Source organism: Pelomonas lactea, assembly GCF_043555885.1.
Taxonomy (GTDB): domain Bacteria; phylum Pseudomonadota; class Gammaproteobacteria; order Burkholderiales; family Burkholderiaceae_C; genus Pelomonas; species Pelomonas lactea.
In genome coordinates this window covers 183,183-203,247 of record NZ_JBIGHX010000003.1, presented here as the reverse complement: position 1 = coordinate 203,247, position 20,065 = coordinate 183,183, and the positions used below count along the sequence as shown (strand labels likewise).

The window sequence follows — 20,065 nt, the reverse complement described above, 5'->3', positions numbered from 1 at the left end:
CCCACTGTTCAAGCCGCAGCAACACTGCATTCCAGGAACAGCCATCTGATCCTTAGCACTCAGCAAAGCAGAGTGCTAATATTCATCTCACCGCTGCATCTCGTGGCGGTTCAGTAAGGATCAAGACGATGTCTGCTTCTTCCGCCATTGCCGTTCGCAGTCCCTGGGCCATGGTGCCCTCGCTGGGCAATCTGGACGCGTACATCTCCGCCGTCAACCGCCTGCCGCTGCTGACGGCCGAGGAGGAATCCTCCGCCGCGCGCAGCCTGCGCGACAAGGGCGATGTGGAGGCCGCCGGCCGCCTGGTGCTGTCGCACCTGCGCCTGGTGGTGTCCATCTCGCGCCAGTACGTGGGCTACGGCCTGCCCCAGGGTGACCTGATCCAGGAAGGCAACGTGGGCCTGATGAAGGCCGTCAAGCGCTTCGACCCCGACCAGGGCGTGCGCCTGGTGAGCTACGCGATGCACTGGATCAAGGCCGAGATCCATGAGTACATCCTGAAGAACTGGCGCATGGTCAAGGTCGCGACGACCAAGGCACAGCGCAAGCTGTTCTTCAACCTGCGCTCGATGAAGCACCAGCTGAAGGCCGACCAGGCCGACGGCCAGACGCACCGCAACACGCTCAGCGAGGCCGAGGTCGCCCATGTGGCCAGCACGCTGAACGTGAAGCGCGAGGAAGTGCTGGAGATGGAGACGCGCCTGTCCGGCGGCGACGTGGCGCTGGAGCCGCAGACCGACGACGACGGGGAGGCCTTCGCCCCCATCGCCTACCTGGCCGACGAGACGCACGAGCCGACGCGCGTCATCGAGGCCCGCTCGCGCGACGAACTGGCCGGCGACGGCATCCAGCGCGCGTTGGAGGTGCTGGACCCGCGCAGCCGCCGCATCGTCGAGGAGCGCTGGCTGAAGGTGAACGACGACGCGTCCGGCGGCATGACGCTGCACGAGCTGGCGGCCGAGTACGGCGTGTCGGCCGAGCGCATCCGCCAGATCGAGGTGGCGGCGATGAAGAAGATGAAGAAGGCGCTTACGGAAGCCGCCTGACCGGCGCCACCCTGGCAAAAAAGGCCCCTCGCGGGGCCTTTTTCATTTCCGGGTCTGGGCCTCGGCGAGCAGCAGCTTGATGTCGTGCGCCAGCGGCTCGGCGCCGGCGCCGTAGCGCACGTAGACGCGCACGCGGCCCTCGGTGTCGAAGACGAAGCTGGCAGCGGTGTGGTCCACCATGTAGCTCTCCGGCGTCTTGCCGGGCGACTTGGCGTAGAACGCGCGGAATTCCTTGACGGCGGCCTTGGTCTGCTCCTCGCTGCCGCGCAGCGCGACGAAGCTGGGGTCGAAGGCGGTGATGTAGGCCTTCAGCAACTGGGCGGTGTCGCGGTCGGGGTCCACGGTGACGAACACGCCCTGCACCTTGTCGCCGTCCGCGCCCAGCGACTTCTTGACCTCGGCCACCTCGGCCATCGTCGTCGGGCAGACGTCAGGGCACTGCGTGTAGCCGAAGAACACCACGACGACCTTGCCCTTGAAGTCGGCCAACGAACGGGAACGGCCGTCCTGGTCGGTCAGGTTCAGCTGCCGGGCGTAGTCGACGCCGGTCAGGTCCACACCCTTGAAGGCGGGCTTGTCGGGGCCGGACGGCTGGCAGCCGGCCACGGCGAGCGCGGCCAGCAACGTCAACGAGGAAAGGGCCAGGCGGCGTGTGCTCATGGGATGTAGTGGTCGATCAGCAGCGCCGCGAACAGCAGCGACAGGTGCCAGATGGAGAACCAGAAGGTCCGCCGCGCCAGCATCTCCGAATACTCGCGCCACAGCCGGAAGGCATAGCCGCAGAAGCCCAGGCCCAGCGCGATGGCGCTGACCAGGTAGAACCAGCCGCTCATGCCGGTCAGGAAGGGCAGCAGCGTGGCGGCCAGCAGCACCCAGGTGTAGAGCAGGATCTGCAGCCGCGTGTAGTCGTTGCCATGCGTCACCGGCAGCATGGGCAGGCCGGCGCGGGCGTAGTCCTCGGCGCGGTACAGCGCCAGCGCCCAGAAGTGCGGCGGCGTCCACAGGAAGATGATCAGACACAGCAGCCAGGCCTCGAAGCCCACTTCGCCGCGCATCGCGGCCCAGCCCAGCACGGGCGGCATCGCACCGGACGCGCCGCCGATGACGATGTTCTGCGGCGTCATGGGCTTGAGGATGACCGTGTAGACCACGGCGTAGCCGACGAAAGTGGCAAAGGTCAGCCACATGGTCAGCACGTTCACGTAGACGGCCAGCAGCGCCATGCCGGCGCCACACAGCAGCGCCGAGAACGCCAGCGTCTGCGGCCGGCTCAGCTCGCCCTTGGCCGTGGCCCGCCACGCGGTGCGCTTCATGCGGGCGTCGATGCCGTCTTCGATGAGGCAGTTGAACGCGGCGGCGGCGCCGGCCACCAGCCAGATGCCGGCGATGGCGGCGAGCATGGTGACGGCCTGAGACAGGTCCGGCAGGCCGGGCACGGCCAGCGCCATGCCGATGGCGGCGCAGAAGACGATGAGCTGGACGACGCGCGGCTTGGTCAGCTGGTAGAACTGCTGCCAGCGCGGGTGGTGCGCGGGTGCGCTGGCGGTGGACGTGGAAGCCATGGTCAGACGTGACGCGCGTTGGCGCGGGCAAACAAGGTGGTGAGCAGACCCAGCAGCACGGCGGCGCCGGCCGTGTGCGCCAGGGCCGCGACGATGGGCCAGTCGAGCACGACGTTGGACAGGCCGGATGCGAGCTGCCAGCCCGCGGCGGCCAGCAGCGCACGCGACCAGCCGGGTGCGGGTCGGCGCAGCGCCCAGGCCAACGTCAGGATGGCAGCGAAGACGACGGCCGCACCCAGGCGGTGGGCCATGTGGATGGCGGCCAGCGCCTCGAAGCCCAGCCAGCGGCCGTCCGCGCGCTGGCCCAGCTCGCGCCACAGCTGGAAGCCCTGGCCGAAATCCATGTGCGGCCACCACTGGCCGTTGTGGCAGGTGGGGAACTCGTCGCAGGCCAGCACCGCGTAGTTGGTGCTGACCCAGCCGCCCAAGGCGACCTGGCCCAGCGTCAGCAGCAGCACGATGAGCACGGCACGCGCGAACGCCGGGGGCAAGGCCACGGGCCGCGGCGCGTAGGCCTCGTGCTGCCAGGCCAGCAGCATCAACAGCCCCAGGCCGAACAGCAGGTGCAGCGTGACGATGGCGGGGAACAGCTTCATCGTCACCGTCAGCGCACCGAACGCGCCCTGCACGCAGACCCAGACGAAAGTCAGCGTGGGCAGCCACGCGGAGGGCGCGTGCTCGCCCCGCTGGCGCTTCAGGCGCCAACCCAGCGCCGTCATGACGAGGATGAGCAACCCCACGCCGCTGGCAAGGTAGCGGTGGATCATCTCGATCCACGCCTTGCCATGCGTGACCGGGCCCGTGGGCATGGCCGTCTGCGCGGCCTCGATGTGGTCACGCGCACCGACGGGGCTGGCCGACGCGTAGCAGCCCGGCCAGTCCGGGCAGCCCAGGCCGGAGTCGGTCAGCCGCGTGAACGCCCCGAAGACGATGAGGTCGAAGGTGAGGAACAGCGTCAGCAGCGTCAGCGCCCGCAGCCGGCCAGTGGGCGTCTGCGTGCGCGAGCGCTGGCGCCACCACAGCAGCGGGCCGAGTGCCACCGCGCCGCCGATGGCGGCGACCTGGCCCAGGGGGAGCAGCAGCTCGTTCATCGGCCCGGGTTGTCCCAACCTGCGCTGGCCTTGAGCAGTTTGACGAGGTCAGCCTGCAGCTTCTTGGGCTCGGGCTCACCGGGCGCCCGCTCCATCCAGCGGCCCATCGGGTCGACCACGTAGAAGTGCTCGGACAGCTTGCGGCCCTGCGCCGGCTTGAGCCAGCCGGCCAGGCGATCCGCCGGCACGCGCAGCACGGTGACTTCGGCGCCCTTCTGCCCCACGGCGGCCAGCACCTCGGCGCGCGGCGTGCCCTCGTCGGGGATGAGCCAGAGCTTGTCGACGCGCGCGCGCTCCTTGCCCAGCATCTCGCGCAGCTGGCGCTGCACGAAGAGCTGGCGCTCGCAGGCCGCGTCGCAGCGGGACGGCTGCACGGCAACCAGCAGCCACTGCCCCTTCAGCGACTCTGCCTTCACGGCCTGGCCCTGCAGGTCGGTCAGCGGCAGGTCGGCGGGGACGTCGACGGTGGGCGTGATGAGCTCGCCATACGCCGAGCCGCTGGGCTTGATGACGTAGAAGGTGAAGTAGGACGCGACGACCGGCGCCGCGCACAGCGCCAGCACCAGCAACATCTTCCAGCGCCCGGCCTTCTGCGCAGCCGCGCGCGGGTCGGGCAGGCTGTGCACGGCGAAGCTCAGCGGCTCAGGCGTGCTGGCGGCGGAGCCGGGGGCGGAGGAGTTGGAACCAGACATAGAGACCGACGATCAACGCGCAGAGCGCAAACCATTGAAAGGCGTAGCCGTAGTGCTTGTGCAGGCCGAGGTCGGGCGCCGGCCAGTGGCGCAGCAGGCCGTCGTCGGCGCCGTCGGGCGCGGTCTGCACGACGGTCAGCGGCAGCAGCGCCAGGCCCGACTCGACGGCGAAAGCCGCCGAGTCGAGATTCTGCCGGATCGCGCCGCCCGCCCCTTCGCCCAGCTCATAAAGCCGTGACGGCGAGGCGGCCAGCCGCCCGGTGACTTCCACCTCGCCGGCCGGTGTCGCCAGCGGCGGCAGCTGGCGCAGGTCGGCCTGGCTGCGTGGCGCCCAGCCGCGCTGCACGAGGACGGCATCGGCGCGCCCTGCCAGCCGCAGCGGCGTGACGACATAGAAGCCCGCGCGGCCGTCCATCGGACGGTTGTCCAGCCAGACGGTGCGCTCGGCGACCCAGGTACCGCGCAGCACGACGCGGCGGTGCAGCCCGGCACCGCCCAACGCCGCGTTGCCCAGTGGCGCGCGCGCCGTCTCGGCGTCCATCGCCGCCTGCAACTGCAGCTTCTGCTGGGCGCGGTCGAGCTGCCAGACGCCCAGCCGCGCCGTCAACACGGCGCCTGCCAACGCGGCCAGCAGCACCAGCCAGCGCCGGGCCGTCACGGGCGCACCCCGCGCGGATAATTCGCCGTCATGAAATTCCTGTTCCTGGTGGCCTTCATCGGCATCCTCGGCGCGCTGGCGGCGGCCGGCTTCTTCATGTTGCGCAAGGGCCGCGGCACCGACAAGCGCAGCCCCAGCATGGCCCGCGCACTGGCGGTGCGGGTGGGGCTGTCGGTGGCGCTGTTCCTCATCATCCTGCTGAGCTGGAAGCTGGGCTGGATACACCCGACCGGACTGCCGCTGAAGTCGTCCTGAACCGCAACAAAAAAGCGCCGCTTCCGCGGCGCTTTGTCATTGGGTGGCTGGCTTACATCCAGTAGACGATGACGTACAGGCCCAGCCAGACGACGTCGACGAAGTGCCAGTACCAGGCCGCGCCTTCGAAGCCGAAGTGGTGCTCGGGCGTGAAGTGGCCCTTCATCAGGCGGATGGTGATGAACAGCAGCATCAACGCGCCCACGCAGACATGGAAGCCGTGGAAGCCGGTCAGCATGAAGAACGTGGAGCCGTAGATGCCGGAGTTGAGCTTGAGGTTCAGCTCGGCATAGGCGTGGTGGTATTCGTAGGCCTGGAAGCCCAGGAAGGTGGCACCCAGCAGCACGGTGATCCACATCCACGTGATGGTCTTGGCGCGGTTGCCGGCGATCAGCGCATGGTGGGCAATGGTCAGCGTGATGCCCGAGGTCAGCAGCAGCGCCGTGTTGATCGTCGGGATGGGCCACGGGCCCATGGTCGTGAAGGGCTCGACGGTGCCGGCCGGCGCCGCGGTGAAGCCGGCGGCGGTGCTGGGCCAGATGGCCTTGAAGTCGGGCCACAGCAGGCCGTTCTCCAGGCTGCCCAGCGACGGCACCGAGAACACGCGGGCCCAGTACAGCGCACCGAAGAAGGCCGCGAAGAACATCACCTCCGAGAAGATGAACCAGCCCATGCTCCAGCGGAACGACACATCGATGCGCTCGCTGTAGAGGCCGCCCTCGCTCTCGCGGATGGCGTCGCCGAACCACTGCTTGAGCACGAAGGCCCACAGCGCCAGGCCGCCGAACAGCGAGTACATGCCCCAGCCGTGGCCGTTGACCCACTGGCCGGCGCCGAGGATGACGAAGAACAGGCCGATCGCGGCCATCACCGGATGCCGCGAGGGCGCCGGGACGAAGTAGTACGGGGTCTTGCCCGAAGTTGTCGCTGCCGACATGTCGTTCTCCTAGTTCTCGCTCGTTCTGAACCTTGTCGCGTGCGGCCTCAGGCCGCCGCCACGCCACTGCCGATGACCCAGCGGACCAGCAGCACCAGCATCAACACAAACAGGGCCGCGCCGAGCAGGCCCGCAATGATCACGTGCACCGGGTTCAGCCTGGCCATGTCGTTTTCATGGTCCTTGCCGCGACGCACGCCGAAAAAACTCCAGGCCACGGCCGCGATCGTCTGGCCCAGTGAAGCCTTGCGGTTCACGGCGTCCTTCAGATCCTGGCCCGGCTTGCTCACAGCGCCGTCCCTTTCGGAGACTGGCTGAGCTTGACCGCGCCCTTGCCCGCCACCTCGAAGAAGGTGTAGGACAGGGTGATGGTCTTCACGTCCTTGGGCAGCTTGGGGTCGATGACGAACACGACCGGCCACTGCCTGCTCTCGCCCGGCTTCAGCGTGTACTCGTTGAAGCAGAAGCATTCCAGCTTGTTGAAATGCGCGCTGGCCTGCATCGGCGCATAGCTCGGGATCGCCTGTGCGGCCATCGTGCGGTCCTGCTTGTTGCGGAACTCGTACATGACCTGGCTCAGCTCGCCCGGGTGCACCGTCATGTGGCGCACGGCGGGCTTGAAGTCCCAGGGGCCACGCGCGTTGGTGTCGAACTCGACGGTGATCTCGCGGCTGTAGTCGACCTGGCCGTTGCCGTTGGCAACACCCTTGTCGGCCAGCGCCACCTGCCGCTCGGCCAGCGACAGTACGTTGATGCCCAACGCCTCGCAGATCGCCTTGTACAGCGGCACCAGTGCATAGCCGAAACCGAACATCAGCGCCACGATGACCGCCAGCTTCGCCAGGAGCTGACGGTTGTCACGGCGCAGGGCGTTCAGCAGACGCATGACGTCAGTGGGCGAACAGCGCCATCTTGGCGATGAAACCCACGCCGAAGGCCAGGGCAACCGTCAGCAGGATGAGACCCAGCCGGCGGTTGTTCTTGCGCTGCTCGGGCGTCATCACGTTCAGTGGCCGTGGACGATGCGGGTCGCCGAAGCGTCCAGCTTGGGCGGCTCCTCGAAGGTGTGGAACGGCGCCGGCGACGGCACTTCCCACTCCAGGCCTTCAGCGGCTTCCCACGGCTTCTGCGGGGCCTTCTCGCCCTTGCCGCGCATCATCGGCACGACGACGAACAGGAAGAAGTACACCTGCATCAGGCCGAAGCCGAAAGCGCCGATGGACGCGATCTGGTTGAAGTCGGTGAACTGCATCGGGTAGTCGGCATAGCGACGCGGCATGCCGGCCAGACCCAGGAAGTGCATCGGGAAGAAGGTGATGTTGAAGAAGATCAGCGAGCCCCAGAAATGGATCTTGCCGCGCGTCTCCGAATACATCACGCCGGTCCACTTCGGGCCCCAGTAGTACACGCCGGCGAACAGCGCGTACAACGAGCCGGCCACCAGCACGTAGTGGAAGTGGGCCACGACGTAGTAGGTGTCCTGGATCTGGATGTCGATGGGGGCCATCGCGCAGATCAGGCCGGTGAAGCCGCCCATCGTGAACACGAAGATGAAGCCCACGGCCCACAGCATCGGGGTCTCGAAGGTCATCGAGCCGCGCCACATCGTGGCCAGCCAGTTGAAGATCTTCACGCCGGTGGGCACCGCGATCAGCATGGTCGCGTACATGAAGAACAGCTGGCCCGTCACCGGCATGCCGGTGGCGAACATGTGGTGGGCCCACACGATGAAGGACAGGATGGCGATCGACGCCGTGGCATACACCATCGAGGCGTAGCCGAACAGGCGCTTGCGGGCGAAGGCCGGCACGATCTGGCTCACGATGCCGAAGGCCGGCAGGATCATGATGTAGACCTCGGGGTGGCCGAAGAACCAGAAGATGTGCTGGTACATCACCGGATCGCCGCCGCCAGCGGGGTTGAAGAAGGCGGTACCGAAGTGGCGGTCCGTCAGCGTCATCGTGATGGCACCAGCCAGCACGGGCATGACGGCGATCAGCAGGTAGGCGGTGATCAGCCAGGTCCAGGCGAACATCGGCATCTTCATCAGCGTCATGCCGGGGGCGCGCATGTTGAGGATGGTCACGATGATGTTGATCGAGCCCATGATGGACGAGGCGCCGAGGATGTGCATCGCGAAGATGCCGGCGTCCATCGACGGGCCCATCTGCAGCGTCAGCGGTGCGTACAGCGTCCAGCCGGCGGCGGGGGCGCCACCGGGCATGAAGAAGCTGCTGACCAGCATGATGGCCGCGGGGATCATCAGCCAGAAGCTGAAGTTGTTCATCCGCGCGAAGGCCATGTCGCTGGCACCGATCTGCAGCGGAATCATCCAGTTCGCGAAGCCGACGAACGCCGGCATGATGGCCCCGAACACCATGATCAGACCGTGCATGGTGGTGAACTGGTTGAACAGCTCGGGGTTGAAGAACTGCAGACCCGGCTGGAACAGCTCGGCGCGGATGCACAGCGCCAGGATGCCGCCAACCATCAGCATCGTGAAGCTGAACAGCAGGTACAGCGTGCCGATGTCCTTGTGGTTGGTCGCGAACACCCAGCGGCGCCAGCCGGTGGGTGCGTGGTGATCGTGATGGTCGTCATGGGCATGGCCGTCGTGGCCGCCATGAACGCCGTGGGGGGGGAGCACTGCACTCATGTGATTTCCTCTGCTTCGGCGTTCTGACGATTACTTGCGGGCCGCGACGATCTCGGCCGGCTGCACGGTCTGGCCGGTCTTGTTGGACCAGCTGTTCTTCGTGTACGTGATGACGGCGGCGATGTCCGTGTCGCTGAGCTGCTTCCAGGCCGGCATGCCCTTGTCCAGGCGGCCGTTCAGCAGCACCTGGATCTGGTCCAGATGGTTCTCGGCGAGCACGACCGGCGAGGCGTCCAGCGCCTTGATCGGGCCGGCGCCGGTGCCGTCAGCCTTGTGGCAGGCCGCGCAGTTGGCGGCATAGACCTTCTCGCCACGGGCGATCAGCGCCGCCTGCTCCCAGACCTTGCTCGGGTCATCGGCCTTGGCGGCCAGCTTCTTCTTCTCGCCGTCCACCCACTTGGTGTAGTCCTCGGCGGACACCACCTTCACATGGATGGGCATGTAGGCGTGCTCCTTGCCGCACAGCTCGGCGCACTGGCCGTAGTAGTCGCCGACCTTCTCGGCCTTGAACCAGGTGTCGCGCACGAAACCGGGGATGGCGTCCTGCTTCACGCCGAAGGCCGGCACCATCCACGCGTGGATGACGTCATTGGCGGTCGTGATGATGCGGACCTTCTTGTCGACCGGCACCACCAGCGGGTTGTCGACCTTCAGCAGGTAGTTGTCGACCGGCGCCGGCTTGCCGGAGTTGGACTGCTCGCGCTGCTCGGTGTCCAGCGTGGCCAGGAAACCGATGCCCTCGCCCTCGCCCTTCAGGTAGTCGTAGCCCCACTTCCACTGGTAGCCGGTGGCCTTGATGGTCAGGTCGGCGTTGGTCGTGTCCTTCATCGCGACCACGACCTTGGTGGCGGGCAGCGCCATGCCGATGACGATCAGGAAGGGCACCACGGTCCAGGCGATCTCGACGGCCACGCTCTCGTGGAAGTTCGCCGACACCGCGCCCTTGGATTTGCGGTGCTTGAAGATGGAATAGAACATCACGCCGAACACCGCCACGAAGATGACGAGGCAGACGATCAGCATGAAGTTGTGCAACCACATCTGATCGGCCGCGATGCGCGTGACCGGTTCGTGCAGATTGATCTGATTGACGCCCGGGCCGCCCTTGAGATCGTTCACCGCGAAGGCAGAACCCGTTGCCAGGGCCGCCGTCGCCGCCGCGGCAGCCCGCTGGGCCCAGCCGCGTGAGGCGCTATGCACTCGTGCGTTCATCATCGTCATGGTTGTCACTTGGTTCTTTGAAGAGCAGGACTTGCATGTCCACCCGAAAGGCCGGACGTGTGCGCCGCGAGCGCCGCGGAGGTGGGTCGGGTTTTGCCCTAGACCCTCTGAGCGGCGCGAAATTTTAGCCCAGGGGTCCCCCGCCGCCGGGGGGTGGCAGCCCCTGGGAATCACCTAGCCATCAGCCGCCGGAGCGGCCTTTTTTGAGGCTGGCACGCATCGCATCGACCGACACGTGCGTCTCGGCGGCCATCGTGAGGCGCGGTGCCGCCTTGAAGGCGTGGCCAAACACCAGCTCCAGCGTCAGGCCCAGCCGGCCGTCGGGGCCGCGCAGCCCTTCCAACGCGTGCCGCAGCGCCGCCTGCCAGGCGCGGCCGCGCAGGCCGGCAAAGCGACTGGGCGCCAGGTTGCCGCCCAGCGCGCGAAGGTCGGCCAGCAGGCTCTCGGGGCTGGCCCAGGTCAGCCGCAGGCGCTCCTGGTCCATGACGGGGTCGGCAAACCCGGCCTTGAGCACGAGGTCGCCGATGTCGTGCATGTCCCACCAGTCCGGCGCCGGCCGACCCCAACCGGCGCGCGCGAACAGCGGGCGCAACTCGACGAAGCTGTCGGGGCCCAGGCAGGAAAACATCATGAAGCCGCCCACGGCGATGCTGGCCTGCCACTGCGCCAGCAGCCCCGGCAAATCCGACGCCGCGTGCAAGGCCATGTTGGACCACAGCAGCTCCACCTCGGGCCGCGCCGGCAATGAGTTCACGCGGCCGGAGCCCGCGCCGCGCAACTTCTGCCACCAGCCCGGCGACCGGTCCTGCGCCGCACGGTCGGCCAGCACCGCGTCGGCCTCGTGCCACAGCAGCTCGGCCTTCGGGTAGGCCTGGCGCAGCAGCTCGGCGCTCGCACCCAGCACCGGCGCAGCATCCAGCACACGGGCAGGCTGCAGCTTGATGAGGGGCAGGCGCTCGGCCATGCGCCGGGCCACCTCGGCATGCAGCCAGGGTGGCTGCTCGGCCCGCGCCAGTCGGCGCGCCTGATGACGCAGCGCGGCGTCATCAATGTCCTGAGGCCGCGGCCCCTTGTTTGAAGTGGGGGGGGCTGCCGGGTCGCTCATGGGCCGCTCAGTATATTGAGCCGATGCCTGACCGCCCGCTGGCCGCGCCCAAGCCCGCACTCGTCGAACGAGTCCTGATGCGCTGCGCCGGCCAGTGCGCCGTGTGCCGGGCGTGGAGCCACCAGACCATCTGCGACGCCTGCCTGGCCCTGCACGCGCGACCGCAGCCCCGCTGCTGGACCTGCGCCGCCCGGCTGCCACTGGAACTCACGGGCCGCCCACGCCCCCAGTGCGGCCGCTGTCTCGTCGAGGCGCCGCCGCTGGACCGCGCCGTGGCCGCGCTGGACTACCGCTTTCCGTGGGACGGCCTGCTGCAGCACTTCAAGTACCACCAGGCGCTGGACTTGCGCGAGAGCTTGCTGGGCAGGCTGAATGCAGCGCTCAACGCCGCCGACGTGCACGAGCCCGACTGGCTGCTGCCGGTGCCGCTGTCGGTCGAGCGGCTGCGCGAGCGGGGCTACAACCAGTCCCACGAGCTGGCCAAGGCGCTGGCTCGCCGGCGCGGCCTGCGCTGCGAGCCCGAGCTGCTGCTGCGCGTGCGCCACAACGAGCGCCAGGCCTCGCTGCGGCTGGAGGCGCGCGCGGCCAACGTGCGCGGCGTCTTCGCCGTCGACCCACTGAGCGCCGCGAAGCTGCGCGGCGCCAGCGTGGCGCTGATGGACGACGTGATGACCAGCGGCGCGACGCTGTACGAACTGGCCCGCGTGCTGCTGCAGGCGGGCGTCATGAGCGTGCAGGCCTGGGTCATCGCGCGCACGCCCGAGCCAGGAGACGAATAGGGGCAGGGACAATCCGTCCATGTTCCATATCGTCCTCGTCCATCCCGAGATCCCGCCCAACACGGGCAACGTGATCCGCCTCGCTGCCAACACGGGCTGCAGCCTGCACCTCATCGAGCCGCTGGGCTTCTCGATGGAGGATCGGTTGCTGCAGCGCGCCGGGCTGGACTATCACGAGTACGCCCGCGTGCAGCGGCACGCCGACTGGGGCGCCTTCCTGGCCGCTGAGTCGCCGGATCCGTCGCGGATGTTTGCGTTCACGACGCGCGGCAGCCGCCCGTTCGGCGAGGTCGCCTGGCAGCCGGGTGACTGGCTGGTGTTCGGCAGCGAGACAGCCGGACTGCCGCCGGCGCTGCGCGACGGCTTTCCGGCCGAACAACGGGTTCGGCTGCCGATGCGACCGGAGCAGCGCAGCCTGAACCTCAGCAACAGCGTCGCCGTCGCGGTGTTCGAAGCGTGGCGTCAGAACGGCTACGCGGGCGGCGCCTGACGCCCTGCCCGCCCGACGGGCGAAGGCGGCCCTACTCCGCCTTCGCGTCGCGGCTCATGAGCCGCTCGACCGCCTCGCCCACCTTCAGCCGGCCGTCCAGCAGCGCCACCATGCCCTCGGTGATGGGCATCTCGACACCGGCGGCGCGCGCACGCGCCAGCACGGTCGGCGCGCTGTAGACGCCCTCGGCCACATGGCCCAGCTGCTGCAGGATCTGCGGCAGCGCCAGGCCCTGCGCCAGCAGCAGGCCCACGCGGCGGTTGCGGGACAGGTCGCCGGTCGCCGTCAGCACCAGGTCGCCCAGGCCCGACAGACCCATGAAGGTCTCGACCCGCGCGCCCAAGGCAACACCCAGCCGCAGCATCTCGGCCAGGCCTCGCGTGATCAGCGCGGCGCGTGCGTTCAGCCCCGGCGCATCGGGCGCGGCGCCCGACAGCCCGTCGCAGATGCCGACGGCGATGGCCATCACGTTCTTGACCGCCCCACCCACCTCCACGCCCACCGGGTCGGCCGAGGTGTAGACGCGCAGCCGCTCGCCATGGAAGGCGTCGACGGCGGCCTGGGCCAGATCGGCATCCTCGCTGGCGGCCACCAGCGCCGTCGGGCGGCCGGCGGCCACCTCCTGCGCGAAGCTGGGGCCGGACAGCACGCCCACGCGCATCGCGGGCTGCAGTTCGCGTGCGATCTCGTGGCCCAGCTTGCCGGTGCCGGCCTCGAAGCCCTTGCACAGCCACAGCACGCGCTGCGTGGCGGGCAGCGCCGCCAGCGTCTCGCGCAGGCCGGACATGGGCGTGGCGATGATGGTCAGGCCCTGCGCCGCGTGGGCAACGGCCTCCCCGCGGTCCGCGCTCAGCGCGAGCGCGGCGGGCAGTTCGCTGTCGGGCAGGTAGGCGGCATTGCGGCGGCTCGCGCGCATCTGCGCAATGGCCGTGGCGTCGCGCGCCCACAGGCACACGTCATGGCCGGCCCGGGCGGCCTGGATGGCCAGCGCCGTGCCCCAGGCGCCGGCACCCAACACGCTGATCTTCATCGTCGTCATCGCGGAAGTGTCGCCCATGAAAAACGCCCCGCGGCGCGGGGCGTCGTCACGGGCGCAAGGCGCTCAGTTGACGGCGGTGCCGCCCTGGGCGGCGCGCTGGGCCTGCTGGGCTTCGAACATCGCCTGGAAGTTCACTTCGGTCAGCAGCACGGGCGGGAAGCCGGCACGGGTGCAGACGTCGGAGACGATGGCGCGCAGGTAGGGGTAGACCATCTGCGGGCAGACGATGCCCAGGATGCCTTCGACCTGGTCCTGCGGCACGTTGCGGATCTCGAAGATGCCGGCCTGCTTGGCTTCCACCAGGAACAGCGTCTTGTCGCCGACCTTGGTGTTGACGGTGGCCGTCACGCAGACTTCGAAGATGCCGTCAGTGACGTTCTCGGCCGACAGCGTCAGATTGATGTCGACCTGGGGCTGCTGCTGTTCCAGCAGGATGTGCGGCGCGTTGGGCTGTTCCAGCGACAGATCCTTCAGGTACATGCGCTGGATCTGGAACACGGGGGTGCCTTCGGCGGCAGCTTGGATCTCGTCGGCCATGGGACTCTTTCGGTGTCAAACAAAAGCCCGCAGACACGCTGCGGGCGGCAGATGGATTATGGGCGAGGCCTCGTGACAGCACGCCCGGGGCTTGCCCGGGCTTGAAATCGGCCCTCGCGGCCGAAGGCGTTCAGGCGGCCTGCAGCAGGGGCATCAGCCCGCCGCGCTGGTCCAGCGCGATCAGGTCGTCACAGCCCCCGACATGGGTGTCGCCGATGAAGATCTGCGGCACGGTGCGGCGGCCGGTCCTGTCCATCATGGCCTGGCGCTCCTCGGGGTTGAGGTCCACGCGGACCTCGTCAATCTGCTCCACGCCGCGCTGCTTGAGCAGCGTCTTGGCGCGCACGCAGAACGGGCAGACCAGGGTGGTGTACATCTTCACGGGCGCCATCGCCACACTCCTCAGGCAGTTTTCTCGACCGGCAGGCTGGCGTCTCGCCAGGCCTTCAGGCCGCCGGCCAGCACCTGGGCCTTCTCGTAGCCCAGCTTGCGCAGCATGCCTGCGGCGCGGCCGGCGCGTGCGCCGGTGGGGCACACCACCACGAGTGGCAGGGCCTTGTTGGAGGGCAGTTGCTTGTGGCCTTCAAGTTGGCCAAAAGGGATGTTGCGCGCGCCGACCGCATGGCCCTTGGCGAATTCCTCGGGCTCGCTGACGTCGATGAGGACGCCCTTCTCGCGGTTGATGACCTGCACCGCCTGGGCCGGGCTGAGCGCCGCCCCCTGCGAGCCGGACACGACCAGGGGCCACAGCAGCATGCCGCCGGACACCACGGCCGCGACGATCAGGAACCAGTTTTGGATCAGGAAGTTCAAGCGTTCACCGTCAGGACTTGGAAAAGCCCGCGATTATCGGCGAGGCTGGCCGGCCCCGCCCGGCGGCGGGCCCGGCGACTCAGGACAGCTTGAAGGTGGCCACCGCCTGCTGCAGGTTGACGGCCTGCTGCTCCAGGCTGGTGGCGGCCGCGGCGGCCTCTTCGACGAGCGCGGCGTTCTGCTGGGTCATCTGGTCCAGCTGCACGACGGACGCGTTGACCTGGCCGATGCCGGTGCTCTGCTCGGTGGCGGCAGCCGTGATCTCGCCGATGATGTCGGAGACGCGCTGCACGCTGGCGACGATCTCGTCCATCGTGCTGCCCGCCGCCTGCACGAGGCGGGCGCCGGACTCGACCTTGTCGACGCTGGCACCGATCAGGCCCTTGATCTCGCGGGCCGCCTCGGCACTGCGCTGCGCGAGCGAGCGCACCTCGCCGGCCACGACCGCGAAGCCGCGGCCCTGCTCGCCGGCACGGGCCGCCTCCACGGCCGCGTTCAGTGCCAGGATGTTGGTCTGAAACGCGATGCCGTCGATGGTGCCGATGATGTCGGCGATCTTCTTGGAGCTGGTGTTGATCTCGTCCATCGTCGCGACCACCTGGCCGACGACCTCGCCGCCACGCTGCGCGACGGCGGCCGCCGAGCCGGCCAGCTGGTTGGCCTGCGCCGCGGCATCTGCGCTCTGGCGGACGGTGTCGGTCAACGCCTGCATGTTGCCGGCGGTCTGCTCCAGCGAGCTGGCCTGCTTCTCGGTGCGCTCGGACAGATCCTGGTTGCCGGCGGCAATCTCGCGCGAAGCCACCGTCATGGAGTCGGTGCCGGTGCGCACATTGGCGACGATGGCGGCGAGGCCGCGCGACATGTCGCGCACCGCGGCCAGCATGCTCTGCTCGGCGCCCGGCGCCACGACGATGTCCTGCGACAGGTCGCCGTCGGCCATGTGACGCATCACGTCGCGGGCGTACTCGGGCTCGCCGCCGAGCTGGCGCCAGACGCCACCGATGATCAGGAAGGACCCGCCGCCCAGGCACAGCACGACGACGACGCCGCTGATGACCGTGGCCCAGAGGCTGGCGGAGACGCCGCTCTGCGCGCGCTCCAGGCCGGCATCGAATCCTTCGCTGGCCTGCACGCGGGCGCTGGCGAGCTCGGACTCCAGCTTCTTCAGTGCGGCCTGCATCTTGGGAATGGCGCCCGCCTGGTCGCCCTGGCGGATGCCCAGGAACAGCTCGGCCGTCTCCACCGACGCCGTGAAGTAGGCCTCGAAGCTCTTCGTCAGCTGGCTGCCGACCTCCGCCTTGCCCTCGATGCGCGAGATGGCGGCCAGCAGCTTGCGCAGGCTGGCCGCACGCTCGTTGGCTTCGTCCAGGCGCTTCTTCTCGCCCTCGGCGACGGCACTCTGGATGGTGGCGCCCAGCGCCTCCAGTTGAGCAGCGAACTGCGTGGTGGCGTCCAGGTAGGGGTAGTCCACCTGGCCCACCGCACGGATGGAGTCCGATGTCCTCGACGAGAACAACAGCACCACCACGATGCCGATGGCAAAGATTGCCGCCGCCAACGCGGGGAGCAACCAGATCCGGGTCTTCACGTTCATTCGCTGTCTCCTGGGCGGGTGGGCGCGTCAGGCACCCCACGCCATCATCTGTTGCGGACGGAAATCAGTCGACGGTCAGCACGACCTTGACGCTGCCGTCCACGGCGGATTTCTCGATGTAGCCGATCGCGTCCGGGTTGGCGGCGACAAACTTCTTCACTTCGGCGGAGCTGCCCAGTTCCTTGGGCGGCGTCGCCTTGCCGGAGAACACCAGCCGCGACCACGCCGCCTTGACCTGCGCGGCCTGCTTGCCAGCCACCTTGGCATAGAACTGCTCGCGCACGGCAGAGCCTTCGGCCTGGTCTGCCGCCGCGGCGGTGGCGCCGCTGGGCAGCGTGGAGGTCTTGCCGAGGAAGATGCCGGCCACCTGGTCGGCGGTCATGGCCGCAGCCGCGCTCTTGGGGTTCACGACGACGGCGACCTGCGCCTGGGAAGCGACGGCGCAGGCGGCCAGCGCCAGGCCGGAGAGGAGATGCTTGAGATTCATGGCGTTGCTTCCTTGCTCAGAACACGGTGTCCAGCGCGACGCTGAACACGTTCACGGTCTTGCCGTTGCCCCAGTTGGGGTTCGTGACGATGAAGTAGCCGCGGCCGTCGGGGCGGACGTTCTCCCACTGCGCCTTGAAGGCGAAGTTGCGGGCAAAGTCCCAGCGGGCGCCCAGCGCCACGGTCTTCTGGGTGTGGCGCTGGCCTTCGACGACGCCGTCGACGGCCGCCTTCAGTGCGGCGAGCTGCGGCGTCGCGGCCGGAATGGTGTTGTTGACGTTGCTGTCGACCGTGCGCGCCTCCGACACCGTCAGGTAGGGCGTCACCGGGCCGAAGCGGTGGCCCACCAGCACGTACCAGCCGTCCGTGTCGGCCAGGAAGCTCTTGAGGCGGCGCTGCGTGTACTCGGCATTGACGATCCACTGGCCCTGGTCCCAGGTCAGGCCCACGCCGGAGAAGCTGGCCTTGCTGCTGTTCGGGTCCAGCTGGTTGCCGACGCTGGCGAAGGGCGTCGCGCGCAGCGTCGCCACCAGGCCGTTCAGCGCCGCATTGCCCACCGTCAGCTTGCCCTCGGCATAGCCCAGGCGCAGCGTCAGGCCGGCATCGGTCTCCAGCGTGGCGTTGAAGCCGGCCATGCTCTTGACGTCCACCTTGTAGCGCTGCGACGTGTCCGAGGCCTTGCCGCCAAACACCTGGCCGGTCAGCGTACCCACCGACGTGGCGAGCTGGTAGCTGGCGTCGGCACCGTCGAAGTGGCTGACGGGCACCTGGTCGTAGACATCCTTGGGCGGGCGCAGCGCGGTGTTGGCAAAGCCCACGTCACGGAAATCCGACACGGCGAAGAACGGCGCACCCATGCGGCCGGCGCGCACGGCCACGGCCGGCGTCACCTGCGCCTTCAGGAAGGCCCACTCCACGCCGGGGGCGAACTTGCCCTTGCCGTTGGCCTTGGTCAGCACCTGCACGGTGCCGGAGAACACGTTGTTGAACTTGGCGCCGACCTGCACGCCCAGCTTGCTGTCGACTTCCGCGCTCGGGTCCTTGTCGGCGCCGCGCACCTGGCCGAACAGCGCGAACTGGGCGTCGTCGGTGCTCGTGCGCACCAGGCCCAGCGTGCCGAAGCCGGACAGCGAGAACATGCCGTCGGCGGCGGAAGCACCGCCGGCCGCCAGGGCCAGCAGCAGGGGAAGCAGGCGATGTCGGGCTTGGACCTTCATGGTTTGACTCCTTGAGTTGGCACGGTTGGCCTTGTTTGCTCGGGAAAACCCGGATTATTCGGAGTCGCCAAACGTTTGCGCCGCCTCTGTCGAACGGGAACGCGCACTGAGTCACAGTCGAAGGCCACTTCTGAGGCGAGCGTCGCGGCCTCCCTACAATTTCGGCGCCCTCATCCATTTCTCACTCCATGTACAAGCTCGTCCTCATCCGCCACGGCGAATCCACCTGGAACCTCGAAAACCGCTTCACCGGCTGGACCGACGTGGACCTGACGCCCACCGGCGTGGAACAGGCCAAGAGTGCGGGCCGCCTGCTGAAGGAAGCCGGCTACGACTTCGACATCGCCTACACGTCGGTGCTCAAGCGCGCCGTGTGGACGCTGTGGCACGCGCTGGACCAGATGGACCGCACCTGGCTGCCCGTGCGCCACGCCTGGCGCCTGAACGAGCGCCACTACGGCGGCCTGCAGGGCCTGAACAAGGCGGACATGGCCAAGCAGTACGGTGACGAGCAGGTGCTGATCTGGCGCCGCAGCTACGACACGCCGCCGCCGGCGCTGGAGCCGACCGACCCGCGCAGCGAGCGCAGCGATGTGCGCTACGCCAAGCTGGACCCGAACGACATTCCGCTGACCGAATGCCTGAAGGACACGGTCGCCCGCGTGCTGCCGTTCTGGAACGAGACCGTCGCGCCCGCTATCCAGAGCGGCCAGCGCGTGCTGATCGCCGCGCATGGCAACAGCATCCGCGCGCTGGTGAAGTACCTGGACGGCATCGCCGACGACGCCATCGTCGGCGTCAACATCCCCAACGGCATCCCGCTCGTCTACGAGCTGGACGCTAATCTCAAGCCCATCAAGAGCTACTACCTCGGCGACGCCGAAGCGGCCGCCAAGGCGGCGGCGGCCGTCGCGAATCAGGGCAAGGCCTGATCCACGGCTGACAGCACCTCATCGACGCTGACCCACTCAGGCCAGCGTCGCATGACGGTCACGCTCGATCCCCACGGCGCCCAGCGCGCCGGATCGGTCGGCCCCAGCACGCTGAGCAGCCGAGCGCCGACGCCGGCAGCCATGTGGGCCGGCCCGGTGTCGTTGGAGACCACCACGCCGGCCAGTTGCAGCAAGGCGTTGTAGACGCCCAGCGCCACGCCGTCCAGGCGAATGGCATCCGGGTACAAGTCCTTCGCCCCCTGCACCTCGGCCGGCCCCGGCACGATGACGATCCGGCGGCCGTCGGCATGCAGGCGGCGCACGAACGCCGGGAAGGCCGGCCAGCTGCGGTCCAGGAACTCCACGCGGCCGTTCGCGAACGGGCAGATCAGCACGTAGCGCCCGGCCTCCAGGCCCTGTTCAGCCAGCAAGGCCAGCGCCTGCGCGCGCTGCGCCTCGGTGACCTTGACGCGGATGTCGGCGGGCGGCTCGGCCTGGATGCCCAGGAAGTCGCAGGCCAGCTCCCAGTACTCCACCAGCGTGTGCCGCCCGTCGCGGCGAGGGTGGCCGCGCTGCATCAGCCACGTGCGGCCGTCGCCGGCATGGCCCTCGGCCTTGAGCCCGGCCAGCCGCGCATCCAGCGCGGCCGAGAAGGCATAGGGCAGCAGCAGCGTGTTGGAGCGGCGGTCGAACCCGGCGTCCTCGGCGCGAAAGCGCTGGCGCAGCGCGCGCAGCTGCGCGATGCGGTCGCCCAGCTTCGCGGGCCGCACATGCACCGCCCAGCCCTCGGCTTCCAGCAGCCCGCGCGCCCAGCCCTTGCCCACCAGCTCAAGCCGGTAGCCGTGCTGCTCCAACAGCCGCAACGCCGGCAGGCTCAGCACCGTGTCGCCCACGAAGTTGCGCAGGCGCACGATCAGCGGCTTGGGTGGGGTGCTGGCTTCTATCATCCGGGGCT

25 protein-coding genes are annotated in these 20,065 nt (G+C 68.7%); 5 read left to right on the top strand and 20 right to left on the bottom strand.

The window, feature by feature from the left end:
- Positions 1 to 128: 128 nt before the first annotated feature.
- A complete protein-coding gene (gene rpoH / locus ACG04Q_RS09460) occupies positions 129 to 1,046 on the top strand; it encodes an RNA polymerase sigma factor RpoH (RefSeq protein ID WP_394510659.1) in 918 nt (305 codons plus the stop codon).
- 42 nt (positions 1,047 to 1,088) lie between these two features.
- Here rpoH and ACG04Q_RS09455 read toward each other — a convergent pair whose 3' ends face one another.
- Genes ACG04Q_RS09455 through ACG04Q_RS09435 form a run of 5 tightly spaced genes read right to left on the bottom strand, consistent with a single transcriptional unit; the run spans position 1,089 to position 5,049 of the window.
- Positions 1,089 to 1,706, bottom strand: coding sequence for an SCO family protein (locus ACG04Q_RS09455; protein ID WP_394510658.1), 618 nt, complete (start codon positions 1,704 to 1,706; stop codon positions 1,089 to 1,091).
- A complete protein-coding gene (gene cyoE / locus ACG04Q_RS09450) occupies positions 1,703 to 2,608 on the bottom strand; it encodes a heme o synthase (RefSeq protein WP_394510657.1) in 906 nt (301 codons plus the stop codon). The genes ACG04Q_RS09455 and cyoE overlap by 4 nt, the downstream gene beginning before the upstream one ends.
- 2 nt (positions 2,609 to 2,610) lie before the next feature.
- Complete coding sequence (locus ACG04Q_RS09445) at positions 2,611 to 3,699, bottom strand: COX15/CtaA family protein (protein ID WP_394510656.1); 1,089 nt, start codon at positions 3,697 to 3,699, stop codon at positions 2,611 to 2,613.
- Positions 3,696 to 4,391 (bottom strand): SCO family protein, encoded by a 696-nt coding sequence (locus ACG04Q_RS09440; protein ID WP_394510655.1) that lies wholly within the window; start codon positions 4,389 to 4,391, stop codon positions 3,696 to 3,698. The genes ACG04Q_RS09445 and ACG04Q_RS09440 overlap by 4 nt, the downstream gene beginning before the upstream one ends.
- Positions 4,342 to 5,049: an SURF1 family protein gene (locus ACG04Q_RS09435; protein ID WP_394510654.1), complete on the bottom strand. Its 708-nt coding sequence runs from the start codon at positions 5,047 to 5,049 to the stop codon at positions 4,342 to 4,344. Before ACG04Q_RS09435 ends, ACG04Q_RS09440 begins: the two co-directional genes overlap by 50 nt.
- Positions 5,050 to 5,079: 30 nt before the next feature.
- On the opposite strand from ACG04Q_RS09435, the gene ACG04Q_RS09430 reads away from it, so the two are divergent.
- Entirely contained in the window at positions 5,080 to 5,304 is a 225-nt protein-coding gene (locus ACG04Q_RS09430; RefSeq protein ID WP_394510653.1) for a DUF2909 domain-containing protein, read from the top strand.
- A gap of 52 nt (positions 5,305 to 5,356) precedes the next feature.
- Here the strand turns inward: ACG04Q_RS09430 and ACG04Q_RS09425 are convergent, their stop codons facing one another.
- From ACG04Q_RS09425 to ACG04Q_RS09395, 7 genes are all read right to left on the bottom strand, one after another.
- On the bottom strand, positions 5,357 to 6,241 hold the full coding sequence (locus ACG04Q_RS09425; RefSeq protein ID WP_394510652.1) for a cytochrome c oxidase subunit 3: 885 nt from the start codon (positions 6,239 to 6,241) through the stop codon (positions 5,357 to 5,359).
- A gap of 47 nt (positions 6,242 to 6,288) precedes the next feature.
- The gene (locus ACG04Q_RS09420) at positions 6,289 to 6,531 is read right to left on the bottom strand and encodes a DUF2970 domain-containing protein (protein WP_394510651.1); all 243 of its coding nucleotides are present in this window, start codon (positions 6,529 to 6,531) and stop codon (positions 6,289 to 6,291) included.
- On the bottom strand, positions 6,528 to 7,127 hold the full coding sequence (locus tag ACG04Q_RS09415; protein WP_394510650.1) for a cytochrome c oxidase assembly protein: 600 nt from the start codon (positions 7,125 to 7,127) through the stop codon (positions 6,528 to 6,530). Before ACG04Q_RS09415 ends, ACG04Q_RS09420 begins: the two co-directional genes overlap by 4 nt.
- Before the next feature lie 4 nt (positions 7,128 to 7,131).
- Positions 7,132 to 7,242, bottom strand: a complete 111-nt coding sequence (locus ACG04Q_RS09410; RefSeq protein ID WP_394510649.1) for a cytochrome oxidase small assembly protein — start codon at positions 7,240 to 7,242, stop codon at positions 7,132 to 7,134.
- A 5-nt stretch (positions 7,243 to 7,247) separates the two neighbouring features.
- On the bottom strand, positions 7,248 to 8,897 hold the full coding sequence (ctaD, locus tag ACG04Q_RS09405) for a cytochrome c oxidase subunit I (RefSeq protein WP_394510648.1): 1,650 nt from the start codon (positions 8,895 to 8,897) through the stop codon (positions 7,248 to 7,250).
- 30 nt (positions 8,898 to 8,927) lie between these two features.
- Positions 8,928 to 10,118 carry a cytochrome c oxidase subunit II gene (coxB, locus tag ACG04Q_RS09400; protein ID WP_394510647.1) on the bottom strand — a complete coding sequence of 397 codons (1,191 nt, stop codon included), beginning with the start codon at positions 10,116 to 10,118 and terminating at the stop codon, positions 8,928 to 8,930.
- A gap of 181 nt (positions 10,119 to 10,299) precedes the next feature.
- A complete protein-coding gene (locus ACG04Q_RS09395) occupies positions 10,300 to 11,223 on the bottom strand; it encodes a class I SAM-dependent methyltransferase (RefSeq protein ID WP_394510646.1) in 924 nt (307 codons plus the stop codon).
- A gap of 23 nt (positions 11,224 to 11,246) precedes the next feature.
- On the opposite strand from ACG04Q_RS09395, the gene ACG04Q_RS09390 reads away from it, so the two are divergent.
- Entirely contained in the window at positions 11,247 to 12,002 is a 756-nt protein-coding gene (locus tag ACG04Q_RS09390; RefSeq protein ID WP_394510645.1) for a ComF family protein, read from the top strand.
- Between the two features lie 19 nt (positions 12,003 to 12,021).
- Complete coding sequence (gene trmL, locus ACG04Q_RS09385; RefSeq protein ID WP_394510644.1) at positions 12,022 to 12,492, top strand: tRNA (uridine(34)/cytosine(34)/5-carboxymethylaminomethyluridine(34)-2'-O)-methyltransferase TrmL; 471 nt, start codon at positions 12,022 to 12,024, stop codon at positions 12,490 to 12,492.
- Positions 12,493 to 12,523: 31 nt separating this feature from the next.
- Here trmL and ACG04Q_RS09380 read toward each other — a convergent pair whose 3' ends face one another.
- The 7 genes from ACG04Q_RS09380 to ACG04Q_RS09350 all read right to left on the bottom strand — a co-directional run bounded on the left by ACG04Q_RS09380 (position 12,524) and on the right by ACG04Q_RS09350 (position 18,178).
- Positions 12,524 to 13,522, bottom strand: a complete 999-nt coding sequence (locus ACG04Q_RS09380; RefSeq protein ID WP_394511340.1) for an NAD(P)H-dependent glycerol-3-phosphate dehydrogenase — start codon at positions 13,520 to 13,522, stop codon at positions 12,524 to 12,526.
- Positions 13,523 to 13,594: 72 nt separating this feature from the next.
- Positions 13,595 to 14,068, bottom strand: a complete 474-nt coding sequence (gene secB, locus ACG04Q_RS09375; RefSeq protein WP_394510643.1) for a protein-export chaperone SecB — start codon at positions 14,066 to 14,068, stop codon at positions 13,595 to 13,597.
- Between the two features lie 130 nt (positions 14,069 to 14,198).
- Entirely contained in the window at positions 14,199 to 14,459 is a 261-nt protein-coding gene (grxC, locus tag ACG04Q_RS09370; RefSeq protein WP_394510642.1) for a glutaredoxin 3, read from the bottom strand.
- Positions 14,460 to 14,470: 11 nt separating this feature from the next.
- Positions 14,471 to 14,881 carry a rhodanese-like domain-containing protein gene (locus ACG04Q_RS09365; protein ID WP_394510641.1) on the bottom strand — a complete coding sequence of 137 codons (411 nt, stop codon included), beginning with the start codon at positions 14,879 to 14,881 and terminating at the stop codon, positions 14,471 to 14,473.
- A 79-nt stretch (positions 14,882 to 14,960) separates the two neighbouring features.
- On the bottom strand, positions 14,961 to 16,475 hold the full coding sequence (locus tag ACG04Q_RS09360) for a methyl-accepting chemotaxis protein (protein ID WP_394510640.1): 1,515 nt from the start codon (positions 16,473 to 16,475) through the stop codon (positions 14,961 to 14,963).
- Between the two features lie 64 nt (positions 16,476 to 16,539).
- Positions 16,540 to 16,962 (bottom strand): type 2 periplasmic-binding domain-containing protein, encoded by a 423-nt coding sequence (locus ACG04Q_RS09355; RefSeq protein ID WP_394510639.1) that lies wholly within the window; start codon positions 16,960 to 16,962, stop codon positions 16,540 to 16,542.
- 16 nt (positions 16,963 to 16,978) lie between these two features.
- Positions 16,979 to 18,178, bottom strand: a complete 1,200-nt coding sequence (locus ACG04Q_RS09350) for a hypothetical protein (protein WP_394510638.1) — start codon at positions 18,176 to 18,178, stop codon at positions 16,979 to 16,981.
- A 188-nt stretch (positions 18,179 to 18,366) separates the two neighbouring features.
- Here ACG04Q_RS09350 and gpmA point away from each other — a divergent pair, with 188 nt between their 5' ends.
- Positions 18,367 to 19,110, top strand: a complete 744-nt coding sequence (gpmA, locus tag ACG04Q_RS09345) for a 2,3-diphosphoglycerate-dependent phosphoglycerate mutase (protein WP_394510637.1) — start codon at positions 18,367 to 18,369, stop codon at positions 19,108 to 19,110.
- Here gpmA and ACG04Q_RS09340 read toward each other — a convergent pair.
- Positions 19,095 to 20,057 carry a glycosyltransferase family 9 protein gene (locus ACG04Q_RS09340; protein WP_394510636.1) on the bottom strand — a complete coding sequence of 321 codons (963 nt, stop codon included), beginning with the start codon at positions 20,055 to 20,057 and terminating at the stop codon, positions 19,095 to 19,097. The genes gpmA and ACG04Q_RS09340 overlap by 16 nt on opposite strands.
- Positions 20,058 to 20,065 lie beyond the last annotated feature (8 nt).